This is a genomic window from Bradyrhizobium sp. USDA 3240, from assembly GCF_054063295.1.
In genome coordinates this window covers 7,183,409-7,202,522 of sequence record NZ_JBSSGD010000002.1, presented here as the reverse complement: position 1 = coordinate 7,202,522, position 19,114 = coordinate 7,183,409, and the positions used below count along the sequence as shown (strand labels likewise).

Annotated in this window: 16 protein-coding genes; 6 read left to right on the top strand and 10 right to left on the bottom strand. The window is 64.8% G+C overall.

Going from position 1 to position 19,114, the window contains the following annotated elements; translation table 11 throughout:
• Positions 1-4: 4 nt before the first annotated feature.
• The 9 genes from ACVIGA_RS34595 to ACVIGA_RS34555 form a co-directional block, all read right to left on the bottom strand.
• On the bottom strand, positions 5-3,271 hold the full coding sequence (locus tag ACVIGA_RS34595) for a transglutaminase family protein (protein ID WP_456669538.1): 3,267 nt from the start codon (positions 3,269-3,271) through the stop codon (positions 5-7).
• Positions 3,272-3,371: 100 nt separating this feature from the next.
• Positions 3,372-3,869, bottom strand: a complete 498-nt coding sequence (locus ACVIGA_RS34590; RefSeq protein WP_456669537.1) for a GDSL-type esterase/lipase family protein — start codon at positions 3,867-3,869, stop codon at positions 3,372-3,374.
• Positions 3,870-3,991: 122 nt separating this feature from the next.
• Positions 3,992-5,515 (bottom strand): UxaA family hydrolase, encoded by a 1,524-nt coding sequence (locus tag ACVIGA_RS34585; protein WP_456669536.1) that lies wholly within the window; start codon positions 5,513-5,515, stop codon positions 3,992-3,994.
• A gap of 198 nt (positions 5,516-5,713) precedes the next feature.
• The gene (locus ACVIGA_RS34580) at positions 5,714-6,490 is read right to left on the bottom strand and encodes an HpcH/HpaI aldolase family protein (protein ID WP_092125098.1); all 777 of its coding nucleotides are present in this window, start codon (positions 6,488-6,490) and stop codon (positions 5,714-5,716) included.
• Between the two features lie 39 nt (positions 6,491-6,529).
• On the bottom strand, positions 6,530-7,615 hold the full coding sequence (locus ACVIGA_RS34575) for a malate/lactate/ureidoglycolate dehydrogenase (RefSeq protein ID WP_456669535.1): 1,086 nt from the start codon (positions 7,613-7,615) through the stop codon (positions 6,530-6,532).
• A 36-nt stretch (positions 7,616-7,651) separates the two neighbouring features.
• Positions 7,652-8,380, bottom strand: coding sequence for an ABC transporter ATP-binding protein (locus ACVIGA_RS34570; protein ID WP_021079917.1), 729 nt, complete (start codon positions 8,378-8,380; stop codon positions 7,652-7,654).
• Positions 8,380-10,152 (bottom strand): branched-chain amino acid ABC transporter ATP-binding protein/permease, encoded by a 1,773-nt coding sequence (locus ACVIGA_RS34565; RefSeq protein WP_456669534.1) that lies wholly within the window; start codon positions 10,150-10,152, stop codon positions 8,380-8,382. The genes ACVIGA_RS34570 and ACVIGA_RS34565 overlap by 1 nt, the downstream gene beginning before the upstream one ends.
• Positions 10,149-11,024 (bottom strand): branched-chain amino acid ABC transporter permease, encoded by an 876-nt coding sequence (locus tag ACVIGA_RS34560; protein ID WP_029082157.1) that lies wholly within the window; start codon positions 11,022-11,024, stop codon positions 10,149-10,151. Before ACVIGA_RS34560 ends, ACVIGA_RS34565 begins: the two co-directional genes overlap by 4 nt.
• A 72-nt stretch (positions 11,025-11,096) precedes the next feature.
• Entirely contained in the window at positions 11,097-12,242 is a 1,146-nt protein-coding gene (locus ACVIGA_RS34555; protein WP_223970932.1) for an ABC transporter substrate-binding protein, read from the bottom strand.
• A gap of 289 nt (positions 12,243-12,531) precedes the next feature.
• Here ACVIGA_RS34555 and ACVIGA_RS34550 point away from each other — a divergent pair, with 289 nt between their 5' ends.
• On the top strand, positions 12,532-13,527 hold the full coding sequence (locus ACVIGA_RS34550) for a GntR family transcriptional regulator (RefSeq protein ID WP_456669533.1): 996 nt from the start codon (positions 12,532-12,534) through the stop codon (positions 13,525-13,527).
• A gap of 25 nt (positions 13,528-13,552) precedes the next feature.
• On the opposite strand, the gene hpaR is transcribed toward ACVIGA_RS34550, so the two are convergent.
• The gene (gene hpaR / locus ACVIGA_RS34545; RefSeq protein ID WP_456669532.1) at positions 13,553-14,089 is read right to left on the bottom strand and encodes a homoprotocatechuate degradation operon regulator HpaR; all 537 of its coding nucleotides are present in this window, start codon (positions 14,087-14,089) and stop codon (positions 13,553-13,555) included.
• A gap of 109 nt (positions 14,090-14,198) precedes the next feature.
• Here hpaR and hpaH point away from each other — a divergent pair, with 109 nt between their 5' ends.
• The 5 genes from hpaH (at position 14,199) to ACVIGA_RS34520 (ending at position 19,093) form a co-directional block, all read left to right on the top strand.
• A complete protein-coding gene (gene hpaH, locus ACVIGA_RS34540; RefSeq protein WP_456669531.1) occupies positions 14,199-15,005 on the top strand; it encodes a 2-oxo-hept-4-ene-1,7-dioate hydratase in 807 nt (268 codons plus the stop codon).
• 21 nt (positions 15,006-15,026) lie between these two features.
• Entirely contained in the window at positions 15,027-15,425 is a 399-nt protein-coding gene (locus tag ACVIGA_RS34535) for a 5-carboxymethyl-2-hydroxymuconate isomerase (RefSeq protein WP_456669530.1), read from the top strand.
• Positions 15,418-16,962 (top strand): 5-carboxymethyl-2-hydroxymuconate semialdehyde dehydrogenase, encoded by a 1,545-nt coding sequence (hpaE, locus tag ACVIGA_RS34530; RefSeq protein WP_456669529.1) that lies wholly within the window; start codon positions 15,418-15,420, stop codon positions 16,960-16,962. The genes ACVIGA_RS34535 and hpaE overlap by 8 nt, the downstream gene beginning before the upstream one ends.
• A gap of 102 nt (positions 16,963-17,064) precedes the next feature.
• Complete coding sequence (gene hpaD / locus ACVIGA_RS34525) at positions 17,065-18,048, top strand: 3,4-dihydroxyphenylacetate 2,3-dioxygenase (RefSeq protein ID WP_375779866.1); 984 nt, start codon at positions 17,065-17,067, stop codon at positions 18,046-18,048.
• Between the two features lie 172 nt (positions 18,049-18,220).
• The gene (locus tag ACVIGA_RS34520) at positions 18,221-19,093 is read left to right on the top strand and encodes a fumarylacetoacetate hydrolase family protein (RefSeq protein ID WP_456669528.1); all 873 of its coding nucleotides are present in this window, start codon (positions 18,221-18,223) and stop codon (positions 19,091-19,093) included.
• Positions 19,094-19,114: the final 21 nt, after the last annotated feature.

Sequence of the window (19,114 nt, the reverse complement as noted above, 5' to 3'; positions counted from 1 at the left end):
CCAATTACTGCAGGAGCGGCGTCCGCAAGTCGAGGGTCAAGGGAAACTCAATTGTGCGTTCCTCTGGCGGTGGTTCTATCCTGCCGGGCGTATGCCCGTGCTCCTGGAAGCGCGCCAGCCGCCGCGCCTCGGCCTCGTAGGAATTGACCGGCTTGGTCTCGTAGTTGCGGCCGCCGGGATGGGCGACATGATAGACGCAGCCGCCGAGCGAGCGGCTGTTCCAGGTATCGATCAGGTCGAACGTCAACGGCGCGTGCACGGGGATGGTCGGATGCAGGCCGGAGGCCGGCTGCCAGGCCTTGAAGCGCACGCCGGCAACCGCCTCGCCGGCGCGGCCGGTCTCGGTCATCGGCATCCGCCTGCCGTTACAGGTGATGACGTGGCGGCCCTCGACGAAGCCCGTCGCCTTCACCTGCAACCGCTCGACCGAGGAATCGACGTAGCGCACGGTGCCGCCTGCGGTGCCCTCTTCGCCCAGCACATGCCAAGGTTCCAGCGCCTGCCGCAGCTCGAGGCCGACGCCACCGTGATGGATGCGACCGAAGGCGGGGAAACGGAATTCGAGCTGGGCCTGATACCATTCCGGCTCGACGTCGTAGCCGAACTGCTTGAGTTCGGCGAGCACGCCGAGGAAATCCTCCCAGAGGAAGTGCGGCAGCATGAAGCGGTCATGCAGCGCGGTGCCCCAGCGTACGAACTTGCCCTGCTGCGGCTCGCGCCACAGCTTTGCGATCAGCGCCCGGATCAAGAGCTGCTGCGCCAGCGACATCCGCGGATCCGGCGGCATTTCGAGCGCACGGAATTCGACCAGGCCGAGCCGGCCGGTCGGACTGTCGGGCGAATAGAGCTTGTCGATGCAGATCTCGGCGCGATGGGTGTTGCCGGTGATATCGACCAGGATGTGCCGGAACAGGCGATCGACCAGCCACAGCGGCGCCTCCATGCCCGGCGGCGGCACGTGCGATAGCGCGATCTCCAGTTCATAAAGTCCATCATGCCGCGCCTCGTCGATGCGCGGCGCCTGGCTGGTCGGGCCGATGAACATTCCGGAGAACAGATAGGACAGCGACGGATGGCGCTGCCAATAGAGCACCAGGCTCTTCAACAGATCGGGCCGGCGCAGGAACGGCGAATCCTCCGGCTTGCTGCCGCCGACCACGATGTGGTTGCCGCCGCCGGTGCCGGTATGGCGGCCGTCGATCAGGAAACGGTTGGCCCCGAGCCGCGTCTTTGCCGAGTCCTCATAGAGGCCGAGAGTGATGTCGACGGCCTCGATCCAGCTCTGTGCCGGCTGCACGTTGATCTCGATCACGCCGGGATCCGGCGTCACTTTGATCACCTCGATACGTGGGTCGAACGGCGGCGCGTAGCCTTCGACATGGACTTGCAGCTGCAGCTGTTCGGCCGCGGCCTCGATCGCGGCGATCAGCTCGAGATAGTCCTCCACCTTCTCGACCGGCGGCATGAAGGCGCAGAGCACGCCGTCGCGCACCTCGATCGACATCGCGGTGCGCACCGGCAGCGGCTCTTCAATGTCGTTGAGCGCCTGCTTCAGCTCCGGATCGATTTCCCCGATTGCATCGCGTGACGCCATCGGATCCTGCTCGATGATGTAGGGAAAGTCGCCCGGCGGGACGTGTTCGAGCGAAGAGATCGGAAGCCGCAAGCCCAGCGGGGAATCGCCCGGAAACAGAAACAGATGGCTGCGCCGGATCTTCCAGCGCTCGCTGCGCCAACGCGCCGGCACGCGATCGCCCAGCGGGCTCCAGCGCTGGATCGGCAGCACGTAACCCTTCGGCGTGGTCAGCCCTTCGTCGAACACCCGCGCCATCCGCGCGCGCTCTTCCGGATCGGTCAGTTTGGAATTCGCGGGGCTGACATTGGCCGGCAGGCCGGCCTCGCGCTCCAGCCAGAACGCAGTGTCCTCAAAGGCCGGCATGACGTAATCAGCCTTCAGGCCAAGCCGCGCGGCGATGCCGATTGCGATGCGCTCCGCGTCAGCGATCTCAGCCTTGCCCGGATTTTCGACTGAAGCGATCAGGTTGGCGTTCTTCCAGATCGGCTTGCCGTCCTTGCGCCAATAGAGGCCGAACGCCCAGCGCGGCAGGCTCTCGCCGGGATACCATTTGCCCTGGCCGTAATGCAGCAGGCCGCCGGGCGCGAAGCGCGTGCGCAGCTTGCGGATCAGTTCGTCGGCGAGCCCGCGCTTGGTCGGACCGACCGCGGCGACGTTCCATTCCGGCGATTCCAGATCATCGACCGAGACGAAGGTCGGCTCGCCGCCCATTGTCAGCCGCACGTCGTGCGCCTCAAGATCGGCATCGACGAGCTCGCCGACCTGGTCGAGCCGCGCCCAGGATTCATCGGAGAAAGGTTTGGTGATGCGCGGCGCTTCGCGCACGCGCGTCACGCTCATCTCGAAGCCGAACTCGACATTGGCAGCTCCGGCGGTGCCTGATATCGGCGTGGCCGAACGGTAATGCGGCGTGGCGCAGACCGGGATATGCCCCTCGCCCGTCAGCATGCCCGAGGTGACGTCGAAGCCGATCCAGCCCGCGCCCGGCAGATAGACTTCCGCCCAGGCATGCAGATCGGTGAAATCGTTTTCGACCTCACGCGGCCCTTCGAGCGGATCGATATCCGGCCGGACCTGGATGAGATAGCCAGAGACGAAACGCGCAGCGAGCCCGAGATGGCGCAGCGCCTGGATCAGGAGCCACGCCGAGTCACGGCACGAGCCGGAGCCCGCGGCAAGCGTCTCCTCCGCGGTCTGCACGCCGGTCTCCATGCGGACGACGTAGCTGATCTTCTTCTGCAGCTGCGCGTTCAGTTCGACCAGGAAATTGACGGTCGAGTCGGCCTTGCGCGGAATGTCCTTCAGGTAGGCCGCGAGTAATGGCCCGGGCTCGTCCGTTTCAAGATAAGGCGCAAGCTCGGTCTTGAGATCGCCGGGATATTCGAATGGAAAGCTGCCGGCATAGGGCTCGACAAAGAAGTCGAACGGATTGACCACCGTCATCTGCGCGGTGAAGTCGACCTCGACCCTGAGCTCGGTGGTCTTCTCCGGAAAGACGTAGCGCGCCAGCCAATTGCCCTGCGGGTCCTGCTGCCAGTTCACGAAGTGATTTGATGGCGTGACCTTGAGCGAATAGTTCAGGATCGGCGTGCGGGTATGCGGCGCGGGCCGGAGCCGAATGGTCTGAGGCCCGAGATCGATCGGCCGGTCGTATTTGTAGTGCGTGACGTGATGCAGTGCGACGAAGATCGACACGGACCGAGAACTCCAGCAGCTTTTTTGAGCAGAACACTGGTTCCGGTCGACATCAAGCACTAACAACGGGCAGCGACTGCCCAAGCGGCGGGCTACGGGACTAGCGCCCGATCGCGCCGGATACCTGCGACGCAAGTTGCTCGGCGAGCATATGATAGCCCTCGGGGGTCAAATGCACACCATCGGGCTGATGCGGGAGGCCGTGCAGCATCCCGTTGGAAAGCATGATCACCGCGATGCCACGGGCACTGAGGCGACTCTGGATATCCGTGGTCCGGTCGGGGCTGCCCTTGCGCCGATCATTGCCGCCCGGCTGCAAGATAACCGCACGGGTCCCGTTGGGGACGGCGCGGTCCAGGCGCTGCAGCATCCCTTCCGTCGTGTCGCCATTGATGCCGGCATTCACGACCCGGACGCTCAAACCCTTCGCCCGCAAGATCGCTTCGAGCTGCGCGGGATAGGCCTGGTTGCGCGCCACGCCCTTGCCGTAGGTATTGCTCGCGCCAAACGCCACGATGGTCGCGGCGTCGGCCGAACCGATACCAAGACTCAAAGCGGCCAGGAATGCGAGGCATCCAATCAACCCGCGCACGCGCATCTTTCCTCCGTTCAAATCGAAACGCCGGTCCGTAGCCCGGATGGAGCGAAGCGCAATTCGGGGATGTTTATCCGCGGCGAGCGTCCCGGATTTCGCTGCGCTTCATCCGTGCTACGCGAATGCTACATCGTCGCGCCAAGCACCCAGGGCGCGAACTCGGCGCCGCCGAAATCGAAGCTCTCGCTCTTGGTCGGCTGGCCCGAGGCAGTCTTGAGGATCAGGTCGAAGATGCGCTGGCCGCATTCCTGCACGCTCTCCTCGCCGTCGAGGATGGTGCCGCAATTGACGTCCATGTCGTCTTGCATCCGCTTGTACATCGGCGTGTTGGTGGCGAGCTTGATCGACGGCGCGGGCTTGCAGCCGAACACGCTGCCGCGGCCGGTGGTGAAGCAGACCAGGTTGGCGCCGCCGGCAACCTGTCCGGTGGCGGCAACCGGGTCGTAGCCGGGCGTGTCCATGAACACAAAACCCTTCTTGGTGACGGGCTCGGCGTAGTGCAGGACGTCGACGAGGTTGGTGCTGCCGGCCTTGGCCATTGCGCCGAGCGACTTCTCCAGGATCGTGGTGAGGCCGCCGGCCTTGTTGCCGGGGCTCGGATTGGCGTTCATCTCAGCGCCTTCGCGCTGGGTGTATTCCTCCCACCAGCGCATCAGGCCGACCAGCTTCTCGCCGACCTCGCGGCTGACGGCGCGACGGGTCAACAGATGCTCAGCGCCGTAGGTCTCGGGTGTCTCGGAGAGGATCACCGTCCCGCCGTGACGGACCAGCAGGTCGCTCGCCGCGCCGAGCGCCGGATTGGCCGACACGCCGGAATAACCATCCGAGCCGCCGCATTGCAGCGCCACGGTGAGTTCGCTCGCCGGCACCGCCTCGCGCTTGACCTTGTTGGCGTCGGTGAGCGCTTCCCTCACGAAGGCAACGCCTGCTTCCACCGTCTTGCGGGTGCCGCCGACCTCCTGGATGTCCATCGCACGCAGGCGGCCGGCGAGCTTCTGTTCCTGCATCAGGCCGCCGATCTGGTTCACCTCGCAGCCGAGGCCGAGCACGATGACGTTGGAGAAATTGACATGCCGCGCGTAGCCGCCGAGCGTGCGGCGAAGCAGCGCTAAGGGCTCGTCCTGGGTCATGCCGCAGCCGGTCTTATGGGTCAGCGCGACGACGCCGTCGACATTCGGGAAATCGGCCAGCGGGTTGTCGCCGGTGAACGGATTCTTCTTGAACATGTCGGCGACGATTCCAGCGACATGGGCGCTGCAATTCACCGAGGTGAGGATGCCGATGTAGTTGCGCGTCGCGACGCGACCGTCGGCGCGGCGAATGCCCTCGAAGGTCGCCGGCAGATCGAAGTTCGGCACCGGCTTGACGTCGACGCCATAGGCATAGTCCTTGGCGAAATCACCCATGCCGCAGTTCTGCGTATGCACGTGCTGGCCGGGCGCAATCGGCTGGGTCGCGAAGCCGATGATCTGGCCATAGCGCCGGATCGGCTCACCTGTCGCGATCGGCTTGATCGCGACCTTGTGGCCGGCCGGAATGCGATCGACCGTGATGACGCCGTCGGTCACCTCCAGCCCCGGCGGCAGGCTCGCGCGTGCGATCAGGACGCTGTCGTCGGCATGCAGACGGATCACTTGTGCCGAGGCCATGGGAGTTCTCCTTGGTTCTTCTTCACCTCCCCCCGTCCTTTACGGGGAGAGGTCGAATTCTCGCACAGCGAGAATTCGGGTGAGGGGCGAAGCACGATGGCACTTACAACGATGGTGCTCGCCGGATCGAGGCCCCCTCACCCCACCCCTCTCCCGCAAGAGCGGGGCGAGGGAGCAGAGCTAACATTGCGGACAGACTTACGCCTTGCCGCCGGACTTCTCGCGGGTCTGATTGACCTGCATCCTGGCGTAGACCTGCATCAGGCCGACCTCGTTCGACAGCGTCACGAGCTTGAAGCCCATGTTGATCGCGCGCACTGCGCCCTCGGCGCCCGAGCAATGGATGCCAGGGTTGAGGCCGCGCTTGCCGCATTCCTTGATGATCTTCTCGTAGATCTTGAGGATCTCGGGCTCGTCGCGATCGAGCTTCGGCACCAGGCCGTAGGAGAAGCCGAGATCGGACGGGCCGATATAGACGCCGTCGATGCCCTCGACATCGAGGATCGCTTCCATGTTCTCGACAGCGGTCTTGGTTTCCATCATCGGCAGCAGCACGATCTCGTCGTTGGCAGTCTGCTGATAGGTGCCGGCCGAGCCGTACATGCCGGCGCGGATCGGGCCGTTGGAGCGCACGCCCTTCGGCGGATACTTGGCGTAGGAAACCAGGTTCTTGGCTTCCTGCGGCGTGTTGACCATCGGGCAGATCACGCCATAGGCGCCGCCATCCAGCACCTTGCCGATGATGCCGGGCTCATTCCACGGCACGCGGACCATCGGCGTCACCGGATGGGCATGCATCGACTGGAAGCACTGCACCATCGACTGATAATCCTGCACGCCATGCTGCATGTCGACGGTGACGCTGTCGAAGCCGCATTGCGCGATCACTTCGGCCGAGAACCCGGAGGGGATCGCGAGCCACGCGTTCACCACCGCCTTGCCCGATGCCCAGACTTGCTTGACCTTGTTTGCCATTGATCGCGTTTCCCTTTGCGGTTTATTGGGGGACGAGCCTCAGCTGGTCGCCCGCTGGATAGAAACTTCGCTGACGCCGACTTCGCGCGCGGTATTCACTATCGCCGCCCAGGTGTCGTCAGGCAAGGGGATGCCATTCCTGGTGCGATCGGCGCGGGTTTTCCGCTCGGGATCGCCCGGAACCAGCACGGACTCCGTGCCCGCAATCGGCTTGGTGGCGCGGATGAAATCGGTGTAGCGGGTGATTTCATCGTCGAAGAAATTGCTGGTGTCGATCACTTTGGGGTCGATGTAGAACGCCATCATGCCGTTGGCGAAACGACGGTCCGACGACGTCGCGCCGGTGCCGGTCAGCGCGCCGCCGAGCAGCTCGCAGATGAAGGCAAGGCCCGAACCCTTGTGATCGCCGAAGGCGCGGATTGCGCCGGTTCCCTTGGTGTGGTCGCGCGGCCCGTCGGGCGTGTACGGGCCATACAGCACATGCGGGTCCTCGCTCAGCGTGCCGTCGGCATCGACCAGCGCACCTGTCGGCAGCTTCTTGCCGCCGCGGCTGGCAACCAGGCACTTGCCCTCGGCGACGACGGATGTCGCGAAATCGAGCACGATCGGGTCCTGCCCCTGGCGCGGAATGCCGACGCAATATGGCGCGGTGGACAGCCGCTTCTCGACTCCGCCATAGGGCGCGACGAGCAACGAGCCCGCTGCGGTTACGAAATGAACAGACACAAGCCCTTCGGCGGCGGCCATTTCGGCCCAGTCGCCGACGCGGCCGAGATGGCCGGAGTTGCGCAGCGCGACCGCGGCGAGCCCCGCCTTCTTGCACTTCTCGATGCCGAGCCTCACTGCGACAGGCGTGACGGTCTGGCCATAACCGAACTTGCCGTCGACCACCGCGAGCGACGGCGTGTCGACCACGACCTCGGGGGTCTGGTTCGGCACGATCGAACCCATCTTCTTCCACCTGACATAGACGGGCACGCGGATCACGCCGTGGCTATCATGCCCGGTGAGGTTCGCGGTGGTCAGGTAGGTCGCGATGCGCTTCGCCTCTTCCGGAGACGACTCCGAATGGGAAAACACCTCGGACACGAAGTTGATGAGATTATCGACCTTGATGGTGACCATGAAAAACTAGCTCGCTCGATACAGCACAGTGAGTTGTCAGGCGTGGGTTTTGGCGTGACCGCCGAGATAGGCCGCGGCGATGGCTTCGTTGCCCCACAATTCGTCGGGCTTGCCGCCCAGCACGATCCGCCCGGTTTCCAGGACGAAGCCGTGATCGGCAACCGAAAGTCCCATGCGCGCATTTTGCTCGACGAGCAAGACCGTGGTGTCTTTCCTGATCTGCGATATGATGCGGAACACCGCCTGCACGATGACGGGCGCGAGCCCGAGCGACGGCTCGTCGAGCAGCAACAGCCGCGGCTTGGCCATCAGCCCGCGCGCCACCGCGACCATCTGCAGCTGGCCGCCGGACAGCGTCCAGCCGAGTGCATTGGAGAAGGCGCGGATGTCCGGGAACAGGTCGAACATCGCGTCGGCCTCGCGCGAGATCTGCGACGCCGACACCTTCCGGTTCGACGCGCCGAGCATGATGTTCTCTTTCACGGTGAGGCCCGGGAACACGCGGCGGCCTTCCGGCACATGCGAGATGCCGAGCCGCACGATCGCTTCTGGCCCAAGGCCCGCGATCGAGTGACCGTCGAACAGGATGTCGCCGGAGGCAGGCTTGGCGAGGCCTGAGATTGCGCGCAGCGTGGTCGACTTGCCGGCGCCATTGGCACCGAGCAAGGTGACGACCTGGCCCTGTTCCACGGCGATGGTGACGCCGCGCAGCGCCTCGATCTCGCCGTAGCGGACCACGAGATTGCGGATTTCGAGCAGCGGCATCATTCGCTCCCGAGATAGGCGGAGACGACGTCGGGATGACGCAGCACCGCCATGGACTCGCCGTCGGCGATACGGCGTCCGAAGTTCAGCACGGTGATGTGCTGGGCGGCTTCCGAGACCAGCGTCATATCGTGATCGATGATCAGAATGGTGAGGCCCTGCGCTGCGATGCGCTTCAGTAGCTCATGCAGCTCGAGCTTCTCGGTGGAGTTGAGGCCGGCGGCCGGCTCGTCGAGCAGCAGCAAGGTCGGGTTCGACGCCAACGCGCGGGCGATCTCGATCAGGCGCTGGTGGCCGTAAGAGAAGCTCGAGATCAACTCGTTGGCGCGGTTGCCGAGGCCGACGAAGGTCAGCGCCTCCATCGCGCGCTCGGTCAGCGCGTCATCGCCCTTCCCGATCATGGTGTTGCCGGGACGCTCGGCGCCGATCTCGACATTCTCCAGCGCCGTCATCGAGCGGAACAAGCGGATGTTCTGGAAGGTGCGCCCGAGCCCCGCCGCGGTGCGCTGATGCGGCGCCATGCTGGTGATGTCGGTCCCGTCGAGCACGATCTTGCCCGCGGTCGCCTTGTAAAGACCGGACAGCACGTTCAGCGTCGTCGTCTTGCCGGAACCGTTGGGTCCGATCAGCGCATGCACGCTGCCGCGCTTCACCGCGATGTCGACGCCGTCGACCGCCTTGAGGCCGCCGAAATGCTTCGAGAGCCCGGTGACTTCGAGCACGATGTCGCCGCCAGTGGTCGCCGGCTTGAGCAGGAGCGCGCCGGCAACAGGCGGGGCATTGGTGTGCGCGCGCCAGCGTGTGAAGGCGTCCGACACGAAGCCCCAGATGCCGTCCGGCATGAAGCGGATGATCAGGATCACCGACAGGCCGTAGATCGCGAGATAGAGACCGGGCACACTCTTGAGGAAGCGCAGCCATTCCGGGATCAGGATCAAGAGCCCGGTGCCGATCGCGGAGCCGATCGGCGAGGCCACGCCGCCGAGCAGCGACATGGTCAGGAACTGAATCGATTCCGCAAATGAGAACTGGTCGGGACTGACATAGGCAAAGCCGCCGGCGAACAGGCCGCCCGCGAGGCCGCCGAGCACCGCGCACACCGCGAAGGCGTAGACTTTGGTGCGGAACACGTCGATGCCGTTGACGCCGGCCGCGAGCTCATTGTCGCGCACGGCACGCATGGCGCGGCCAAGCTTGGTGTCAGGCAGGTGCCAAACGAAATAACCGACGATCGCGAGCATCGCGACGCAGAAGGCGAGATAGCTTTGCGAGGACTGGAACAGCTCGGGCCGGCGAATGTTGGCGACGCCGTCCGGGCCGTGGGTCACGCCGATGGCGTTGATCATTACCAGCGTCACGATCTGCTGGAACGAGATCGTCACCATCGCGAGGTAGTGCCCGCCGAGCCGCAGCGTCGACATGCCCAGGAACGCGCCGGCGACCAGCGTGATCGCGCAGGCGCCGACCAGACAGAGCCAGAAGTTCAGATGCAGGTCGGCAGTGCCGAGACCGACGGCATAGGCGCCGAAGCCGAAGAACGCCGCCTGCGCCAGGTTGATCTGGCCGCACAGGCCGAGCACGACCGAAAGCCCGAACACCGCGATCGAGAAGGTCGTGGCCTGCAGCAGGATGTTGAGGATGTAGCCGTCGAACTGCATTCCGGCGGCGAGCGCCACCAGCGCGGCCGCGCCGATGAAATACGGCAGATGACGGACGATCAGCGGCCTCGAGCGCACGGCGGGCGCCGGGATCATGTTGTCGCTGGCGCTCATGCTTTCTCCGCGACGCGTTCGCCGAAGATGCCCTGCGGCCGGAACACCAGGAAAGCGATCAGCACCAGGAAGGCAAAGCCGTCCTTGTACGGCACCGAAATATAGGCGGCGCCGAACGTCTCGATGACGCCGAGCGCGAGGCCGCCGACGATGGCGCCGGCAACGTCGCCGAAGCCGCCGATGATGGTGGCGGCAAACGCCTTCAGCGCAATAGTCGAGCCCATCTGGATCGAGACGAACAGCACCGGCGCCACCAGGATCCCGGCGAGACCGCCGAGCACGGCCGAATAGATGAAGGTGATCATGATCATGGTGGAGACGGAAATGCCGAGCAGCGAGGCCATCTCCTTGTCCTGCGAAGTCGCCTGCAGCTTCTTGCCGAGCAGCGTCTTCTCGAAGAACCAGAAATTGAACAGCACCAGGAGGATCGTGACACCGATGATCAGCAGATACTGGCTGTCGAGATAAACCGGGCCGAGCTGGATGCCGGGCGTATCGAACCAGCCCTGCAGCACCTGCGGTTGCGGACCGTAGATCGCCAGCACCGAGTTCGACAACAATATCGAGGCGCCGATGGTTGCGATGATGACAGGCAGGTAGGTGCGGTGGCGCAGCGGATAGTAGACGCCGAGATTGAAGATGACGCCGAACAGCGCCATGCCGGCGAGCGCGATCAGGAACGACAGCCAGTAAGGCCAGCCGAGATCGACCGAGAACACCACCATCAGATAGGCGGCGACCATCGAGAATTCGCCCTGCGCGAAGTTCACCACGTTGGTGGCGCGGAAGATCAGCACGAAGCCGAGCGCCACCAGCGCGTAGACCGCGCCGATGCCAATGCCGGTGAACAGCAGTTGTAAGACCAGATCCATGACGGCGCTCGATCCGAACAGTGTGCGCAGAAGATCGGCCTCGCCGGTTTCGCCGGCGAGGCCGAGCCGCGATCAATCGTTGAAGTCGATGTGCTTGTCGTAGACGATCTTGCCCTTGTCGTTCTTCACGACGTTGTAGCCGTGCAGACCGTCGCCGTTCTTGTCGAAATTGTATTCGCCTTCGGCGCCGGCGAATTTCTGCGTCGCCAGGATGGCGTCGCGGATCTTGGTCGGATCGGTCGAGCCGGCCTTGTTGATCGCCGCCGACAGGATGGTGATTGCATCATACGGCCAGGCGCTCTGGTTGTCGGGCGCAGTCTTATAGGCATCGCGATAGGACTTGCCGAACGCCTTCGCGGTGTCGCTCGAGTCCTCGGCGAAGTCGGCGACCCCATAGGTGCCGAACAGCGCCGGACCGGCGAGCTTGGTCGAGGATACCGCCACGACCGAGGGCGAGCCGACCCAGGGGATGTTGACGCCGAGCTGGCGCAGCTGCCGGGCGAAGATGCCGAGGTCGTTCTCGAAGGTGAAGTAGGTGCCGAGCACGTCGGCGCCGGACTGCTTCACGGCCAGCACGACCGGGGTGAAATCCTGGCTCTGGTTGGCATAGCCCTGGTCGAGCACCGGCGGCGCGCCGAGCTTGGTCAGCGCCTCGGTGAGCGCCTTGCCGCCCGCGGTGCCGAAGGCGTCGGTGGAATGCACGATCGCCCACTTCTTCTTGCCGAGCGTGTTGACGCCGAAATCGGCGATCACGCGGCCGGAGTAATTGTCATTCGGGCGGAAGCGGAACAGCCAGGGATTTCCGGAATGCGTGAGATCGGGATTGGTGCCGCCGATCATCACGGGCTTGCCGACCTTGATCACGTCGGGCGCCATCGCCTGCACCTGGGTCGAGCGGATCGAGCCGAGGAAGGCAACGATGTCGGATTGCGCGGCGAGCTTGGAGAACGCCAGCACGATGCCCGGATTGGTGGTCTGGTCATCCTCGATGACGAGTTCGACCTGCTTGCCGAGTACGCCACCGGCCTTGTTGACTGCGGCCAGCGCCAGCTTAGCGCCGTTCTGGGCCCACAGGCCCTGCTCCGCCGCCGGTCCGGTCACCGGCACGCACATGCCGATCTTGATGGTCGCTCCCTGCGCCCAAGCGCTGCGCATCAGCGCGGGAGCAGCGAGACCTGCCGCCAAGCCGGCGGAAAACTCACGCCTCGTCAGTTTCATTCAATCCTCCCTTTGGTGCGCCGAACTTGCATGTCGGCTGCGTTGAAACGAGCTGACGCGTCGATCTGCTGCCCTATCCGCAGCCATCGAACGGCGCGGCGAGCAAACGTGAGCACCGCTGCAGCGCACAAGACGCGCAAAGGCGGCCATCAATCTGGCGTTTGACCTAGCTAAACATGATTGCACATTGCACGCAATAGTCAAAAGTTCGCTGGCAACGGTGCGTAAATGCCTGCTACCAGCGACCATGACGGGATCACGTGATAGTGTGACCGGCGGGCAGTCATCGATGTCGATTCCAAGAGCGAAATCGCAGACCAGACGGAAACAGCCGGCCTATGCGCTGATCAAGAGCGCATTGGCGAAGCACATCCGGACCGGCGACGTGCCACCCGGCACGGTTCTCTCCGAATCGGCGATCGCGACCTTGTTCGGCTCCAGCCGCTCGCCCGTGCGACAGGCCTTCGAACAGCTCGAGCACATCGGCCTGGTGCGCCGGTTCGACGGCCGCGGCGTCATCGCCGGCAAGCGCAAGGTCGACCCGCGGCGCGTACCGATCACGCCGCAGATGTTCGGGCTGACCGACGGCCCCGTCGAGGCGGTGCGCAGCGACGCATGGGATACGCTCTATTACAAGCTCGAACGCGAGATCATCTACCGGTCGCTGTTCGGCCGCTTCCGCGTCAGCGAGCTCGCATTGGCGCGGCACTTCCGGGTCGGGCGCACGGTTGCGCGCAATTTGCTGCTACGTGCGCAGGCGATCGGAATCCTGGAGAAGGGCGCCAAGGCACACTGGTATGTCGTGCCGCTGGACGAGGATCGCCTCCGCGACATCTTCGAAGTGCGCGCAACCCTCGAGCCGCTGCTCCTCAAATCCGCTGCGGCGAGGATTCCTGCCGCACTGCTTGACCGGATGGCGGAGCGGCTGCGCGAGGGGATTGAGTACCGCGACGGCGTCGGCGTCGGCGAACTCGACGAGATCGAGGGCGATCTCCATATCCGTTGTCTTGGTTACGGCGTCAATCGCGAGATGATCGAAGCCCTCAAGCGCACCCACTGCGCCTTCGTGATCGGCAAGCACATCCAGGTCGCGCTGACCGCGCCGCAGATCGATTCCTTCATGGACGAGCATCTGGTGATCTTCGAAGCCTTGCGCGCGCGCGACGGCGAGGCGGCCGCCGCAACCCTGCGCCGCCATATTGAGTGGTCGCACTCCAAGGTCGCCGGCTGGATTGCCGAATTCCGCGCCATCAACGTGATCTCGCGCGTGCCCTACATGGCCTGAGCGGCACTGCCGCGCATCGTCGCTGCTACTCGTCGGCCTCGACCTCGGCGCCATCGGCCGAGCCCATTCCGGCGAGGCTCGCCTCCAGCACGCCCAGCATTTCGTGCAACTCGGCAAGCCTGCGCGCGCCATACCGCCGTGTGATCTCGGCGTAGATCGCCTCCGACGTCGGCGCCACCGCCTCGATCAGCTTCAACCCCTTGGCGGAGATCGAAACCACCGCGCGCCGGCCGTCGTTCTCCGCCGCCTTGCGCTCGATCAACGCGCGCGCCTCGAGATCGCGCAGGATTCGCGACAGGCTCGGGCCGAGCAGAAACGCGACGCGGGCGAGCTCGGTGACCTCGATCTCGTCGACCGCGGTGAGCGCGCGCAGGATCCGCCACTGCTGCTCGGTCAGCCCGTGATTGCGCAGCGACGGACGGAACTGCCGCATCACCGCCTCGCGCGCCCGGAGCAGCGACATCGGCAGCGAGCGTGAGAACTCCCGCATCGGAGTCCGTCGCGACGATGCATCGTCGCCCTGCCCCGGCCTGACCTCATCCAATGATTTCTTGCGTGCCATGCTCAATCCACAGCAACGAAATTTTGCGTTGCAACATGCCCTGATTCAGTTTGCGGGAATTCACTTAACATGTTAATCATCTCCCGACATCCACTTTTGTGTAGCACGCATGGCCCTCTCCAAGGACGATATCCGCGCTGCAGCCGAACGGCTCGACAGTGCGGAAAAGACCCGCAAGCAAATCCGCCAGCTGTCGCTGGAATACCCTCGTATTACCCTCGACGACGCCTACGCGATTCAGAAGGCCTGGGTCGAGATGAAGGTGGCGCAGGGGCGCGTCGTCAAGGGCCACAAGATCGGCCTGACGTCGAAGGCGATGCAGAGCGCGCTCAATATCGACGAGCCGGATTCCGGCATCCTGCTCGACGACATGTTCTTTGCCGATGGCGGCCTGGTGCCGACCGAGCGCTTCATCGCGACCCGCGTCGAGGCCGAGCTCGCCTTCGTGATGAAGCATCGCCTCGCAGGGCCTAACTGCACCGTGTTCGATGTGCTCAATGCCACCGACTTCGTGGTGCCGGCGCTGGAGATCCTGGATACCCGGGTCGAGCGCGTCGACCCCGAGACCAAGGCGACGCGCAAGATCTTCGACACCATCGCCGACAACGCCGCCAATGCCGGCATTGTGCTCGGCGGCCGGCCGATCCGCCCGCTGGAAGCCGATCTGCGCTGGATCGGCGCGCTCTGCTTCCGAAATGGCCAGCTCGAGGAAACCGGTCTGGCCGCCGGCGTGTTGAATCATCCGGCGACCGCGGTGGCATGGCTTGCCAACAAGATCGCGCCGAACGGGCTGGCGCTGGAGGCCGGACAGATCGTGCTGGCAGGCTCCTTCATCCGCCCGATCGAGACCCGCAAGGGCGACACCATCCAGGCCGACTACGGACCTTACGGGTCCGTGAGCTGCTACTTCGCCTGACGCACTCTGCAGGAGCGCTGCATGCCGCATTTCACGATTGAATATTCCGCCAATCTCGACGGCCTCGTCGACATGGGCGCAACCGTCGAACTGGTCCGCAAGGCCGCGGTCGAGACCGGCATCTTCCCGCTCGGCGGCATCCGGGTCCGCGCCGTCAGATGCGAGCATTACGCGATCGCCGACGGCCGCAAGAATTACGGCTTCCTCGACATGGTGCTCCGCCTCGGCGAAGGCCGCGATCTCGCCACGCGCAAGAAAGCCGGCGAGCACATCTTCAAGGCGCTGTCGGCCCATCTCGATCCGGTCTTCGCCAAAGCCAAGTTCGCTCTGTCGTTCGACATGCAGATCAACGACAAGGAAACCAGCTGGAAACGCAACAACATCCACGACGCACTGAAGGTGGAGCCGGTCAATGGATAAAGCCGCCCCGAAATCTGCTGCCGACGTGTTCCAGGCCAATCGCGACCGCGCCGGTCCGCTGCTCACCAAGTTGAAAGCCGAAGGCATCGGCCATGTGATCGACGGCAAGGTCGTGCCGGCGACCTCCGACCAGACCTTCGAGACCAAATCGCCGATCGACGGGACGGTGCTGGCGACCGTCGCGCGCGGCAACGCTGAAGACATCGACCGTGCCGCAACCGCCGCGTCCAAGGCCTTCAAGGCCTGGCGCGACATGCCTGCGGCGCAGCGGCGCAAGCTGCTGCATCGCGTCGCTGACGCGATCGAGGAGCGCGCCGACGATATCGCCGTGCTCGAATGCATCGACACCGGCCAGGCGCACCGTTTCATGGCCAAGGCCGCAATCCGCGCCGCCGAGAATTTCCGCTTCTTCGCCGACAAATGCGGCGAGGCCCGCGACGGCCTCAGCACGCCCTCGGACGAGCACTGGAACATCTCGACCCGCGTGCCGATCGGGCCGGTCGGCGTGATCACGCCGTGGAACACGCCGTTCATGCTGTCGACCTGGAAGATCGCGCCGGCGCTGGCCGCGGGCTGCACGGTCGTGCACAAGCCGGCGGAATGGTCGCCGGTGACCGCCGATCTGCTGGTCAAACTGGCAAAACAGGCCGGTCTGCCCGATGGCGTCTTCAACACCGTGCACGGCTTCGGCGAGGACGCCGGCAAGGCGCTGACCGAGCATCCCGCGATCAAGGCGATCGGCTTCGTCGGCGAGAGCACGACGGGCTCGGCGATCATGGCGCAGGGCGCGCCGACCCTGAAGCGGGTGCATTTCGAGCTCGGCGGCAAGAACCCGGTGATCGTGTTCGAGGATGCCGATCTTGACCGCGCGCTCGATGCCGTCGTGTTCATGATCTACTCGCTCAATGGCGAGCGCTGCACGTCGTCGAGCCGCCTGCTGGTCCAGGAGAGCATCGCCGAAGAATTCATCGAGAAGCTGACCGCGCGCGTGAAGGCGCTCAAGGTCGGTCACCCCCTCGATCCGGCGACCGAGATCGGGCCGCTGATCCACGAACGGCACTTCGCCAAGGTCTGCAGCTATTTCGACATCGCCAAGCAGGATGGCGCGACGATCGCGGTCGGCGGCAAGCCGCATGACGGTCCGGGCGGCGGGCACTATGTGCAGCCAACCCTCGTCACCGGCGCCAACGCCAAGATGCGCGTGGCCCAGCAGGAGGTGTTCGGCCCGTTCCTGACCGTGATCCCGTTCCGCGATGAGGCTGACGCCATCGAAATCGCCAACGGCGTGCAGTATGGCCTGGCCGGCTATGTCTGGACCGGCGACGTGGGCCGCGCGCTCCGCGTCGCGGACGCGCTTGAAGCCGGCATGATCTGGCTCAATTCGGAAAACGTCCGCCATCTGCCGACCCCGTTCGGCGGCATGAAAGCCTCCGGCATCGGCCGCGACGGCGGCGACTACTCGTTCGACTTCTACATGGAGACCAAGCACGTCTCGCTCGCGCGCGGGACGCACAAGATTCAGAAACTGGGAATTTGATTGCACGTCGTTCCGGGGCGCGAAGCGAACCCGGAACCTCGAGATTCCGGGTTCGATGCTGCGCATCGCCCCGGAATGACGGATAAAATTGAGGAAACACCGATGCCCGCACCAACACACGTCTTCGATCCGCCGTTCAACATCATTCGCTGCAGCCACGCCGTGCTCGACGTCACGGATTTGGAGAAAAGCGCCGCCTTCTACGAGAAGACCGTCGGCCTCCACATCGAGGACCGCGACGACAAGTCGGTGTATCTGCGTGCCAGCGAAGAGCACCAGCATCACTCGGTGGTGCTGCGCAAGGCGGCGAAGGCTGCCTGCAACCGGCTCGGCTTCAAGGTCGGCAATGACGGCGACCTCGATAAGGCGGCGTCGTTCTTCTCCGAGAACGGCATTGCCTATGCCTTCGTCGACCAACCGTTCCAGGGCCGCACGCTGCAATTCACCGATCCATTCGGCTTCCAGATCGAACTCTACGCCACGATGGAGAAGCGCCCGCATCTCTTGCGGCGTTACGACCTCTACAAGGGCTGCCATCCGCAGCGGCTCGACCATTTCAACGTGTTCGCCGCCGAAGTGCAGGACACCGTCGACTTCTACGCCCGGCTCGGTTTCCGCCTCACCGAATATGCCGAGGAGGACGGCGACAATGGCCGCATCGCCGCAGCCTGGATGCACCGCAAGGGCAATGTCCACGACTTCGCCATCACCAACGGCCGTGGCCCGCGCCTGCACCACATCGCCTATTGGGTGCCGACCGCGATGAACATCGTCCATCTCTGCGACGTAATGGCGTCCTCCGGCTTTCTCGCGAACATCGAGCGCGGCCCGGGCCGGCACGGCATCTCCAACGCCTTCTTCCTCTACATCCGCGATCCCGACGGCCATCGCATCGAGCTCTACACCAGCGACTATTTCACCGGCGATCACGACCATGAGCCGCTGCGCTGGTCGCTACGCGATCCGCGCCGCCAGACATTGTGGGGCGCGCCGGCGCCGCGCTCCTGGTTCGAGGAAGGTTCGACCTTCGCCGGCCAGGCGGTGCGCGAGCCCCGCTTCGTCGCCGACGTGCTGGTCGCAGACTAGTGCCCCCCTCCCTCCTCACGCCGCCCCGGCCGAGTGCGCGATGCGCACGAAGCCGGGACCCACTACCGCCGAAGAGGGTTGCCGAAAGAATGTCTAGCCGCGTACCCATTCCGATGGCTGCGGCGTATGGGTCCCGGCCTTCGCCGGGACGACACCAATGAATGGATTGCTGATGTCAGCCCCTCGCCTCGCCACCTATTCCGTCAACGGCGCCACGCAATACGGCGCGGTCACCGACACCGGCGTCGTCGACCTCTCGTCGCGCTTCGCCAAGAACTATCCGACGCTGCGCGAGGCGATTGGCGCCGGCGCGCTGACCAGGCTCGTGGAGGATGCTGCGAAGCGCGCGCCCGACCACGCGCTGGACGCGGTCACCTGGCAGCTGCCGATCCCGGCGCCGGACAAGATCATCTGCATCGGCGTCAACTATCCCGACCGCAATGCCGAGTACAAGGACGGCTCGGACGCGCCGAAATATCCCAGCATGTTCCTCCGCGTGCCGCGTTCCTTCGTCGGTCACAACACGCCGGTGGTGCGGCCGCGCGTCTCGCCGCAGCTCGACTATGAGGGCGAGCTCGTGCTGGTGATCGGCAAGGCCGGCCGGCATATCCCCGAGAGCGCCGCGCTCGATCACATCGCCGCGATCACGCTCTGCAACGAGGGCACCATCCGCGACTGGGTGCGCCACGCCAAGTTCAACGTCACCCAGGGCAAGAACTTCGATTCCACCGGCAGTCTCGGCCCGTGGATCGTGCCCTACACCAGTGAGGCCCAGATCGCCGATATCCGGCTGACCACGCGAGTCAACGGCGAAGTCAGGCAGGACGACCGCACCTCGCGCTTGATCTTCGGCTTCCGCTACCTCATCAACTACATCTCGACCTTCACGACGCTGGTTCCCGGCGACATCATCGTCACGGGCACGCCTACCGGTGCAGGTGCGCGGTTCGATCCGCCGCGCTATCTGAAGCCCGGCGATGTCGTCGAGGTCGAGGCCGAAGGCGTCGGTATCCTGCGCAACGGTGTCGTCGACGAAGCCGCCTAACCTCACAAGCGAGTGGACAGT

Excerpts from the sequence above, each read along its gene's own strand:
- ACVIGA_RS34590 (WP_456669537.1), bottom strand. The coding sequence starts at position 3,869 with ATGCGCGTGCGCGGGTTGATTGGATGCCTCGCATTCCTGGCCGCTTTG.
- ACVIGA_RS34585 (WP_456669536.1), bottom strand. The coding sequence starts at position 5,515 with ATGGCCTCGGCACAAGTGATCCGTCTGCATGCCGACGACAGCGTCCTG.
- ACVIGA_RS34580 (WP_092125098.1), bottom strand. The coding sequence starts at position 6,490 with ATGGCAAACAAGGTCAAGCAAGTCTGGGCATCGGGCAAGGCGGTGGTG.
- ACVIGA_RS34575 (WP_456669535.1), bottom strand. The coding sequence starts at position 7,615 with ATGGTCACCATCAAGGTCGATAATCTCATCAACTTCGTGTCCGAGGTG.
- ACVIGA_RS34570 (WP_021079917.1), bottom strand. The coding sequence starts at position 8,380 with ATGCCGCTGCTCGAAATCCGCAATCTCGTGGTCCGCTACGGCGAGATC.
- ACVIGA_RS34565 (WP_456669534.1), bottom strand. The coding sequence starts at position 10,152 with ATGAGCGCCAGCGACAACATGATCCCGGCGCCCGCCGTGCGCTCGAGG.
- ACVIGA_RS34560 (WP_029082157.1), bottom strand. The coding sequence starts at position 11,024 with ATGGATCTGGTCTTACAACTGCTGTTCACCGGCATTGGCATCGGCGCG.
- ACVIGA_RS34555 (WP_223970932.1), bottom strand. The coding sequence starts at position 12,242 with ATGAAACTGACGAGGCGTGAGTTTTCCGCCGGCTTGGCGGCAGGTCTC.
- ACVIGA_RS34550 (WP_456669533.1), top strand. The coding sequence starts at position 12,532 with ATGTCGATTCCAAGAGCGAAATCGCAGACCAGACGGAAACAGCCGGCC.
- hpaR (WP_456669532.1), bottom strand. The coding sequence starts at position 14,089 with ATGGCACGCAAGAAATCATTGGATGAGGTCAGGCCGGGGCAGGGCGAC.
- hpaH (WP_456669531.1), top strand. The coding sequence starts at position 14,199 with ATGGCCCTCTCCAAGGACGATATCCGCGCTGCAGCCGAACGGCTCGAC.
- ACVIGA_RS34535 (WP_456669530.1), top strand. The coding sequence starts at position 15,027 with ATGCCGCATTTCACGATTGAATATTCCGCCAATCTCGACGGCCTCGTC.
- hpaE (WP_456669529.1), top strand. The coding sequence starts at position 15,418 with ATGGATAAAGCCGCCCCGAAATCTGCTGCCGACGTGTTCCAGGCCAAT.
- hpaD (WP_375779866.1), top strand. The coding sequence starts at position 17,065 with ATGCCCGCACCAACACACGTCTTCGATCCGCCGTTCAACATCATTCGC.
- ACVIGA_RS34520 (WP_456669528.1), top strand. The coding sequence starts at position 18,221 with ATGTCAGCCCCTCGCCTCGCCACCTATTCCGTCAACGGCGCCACGCAA.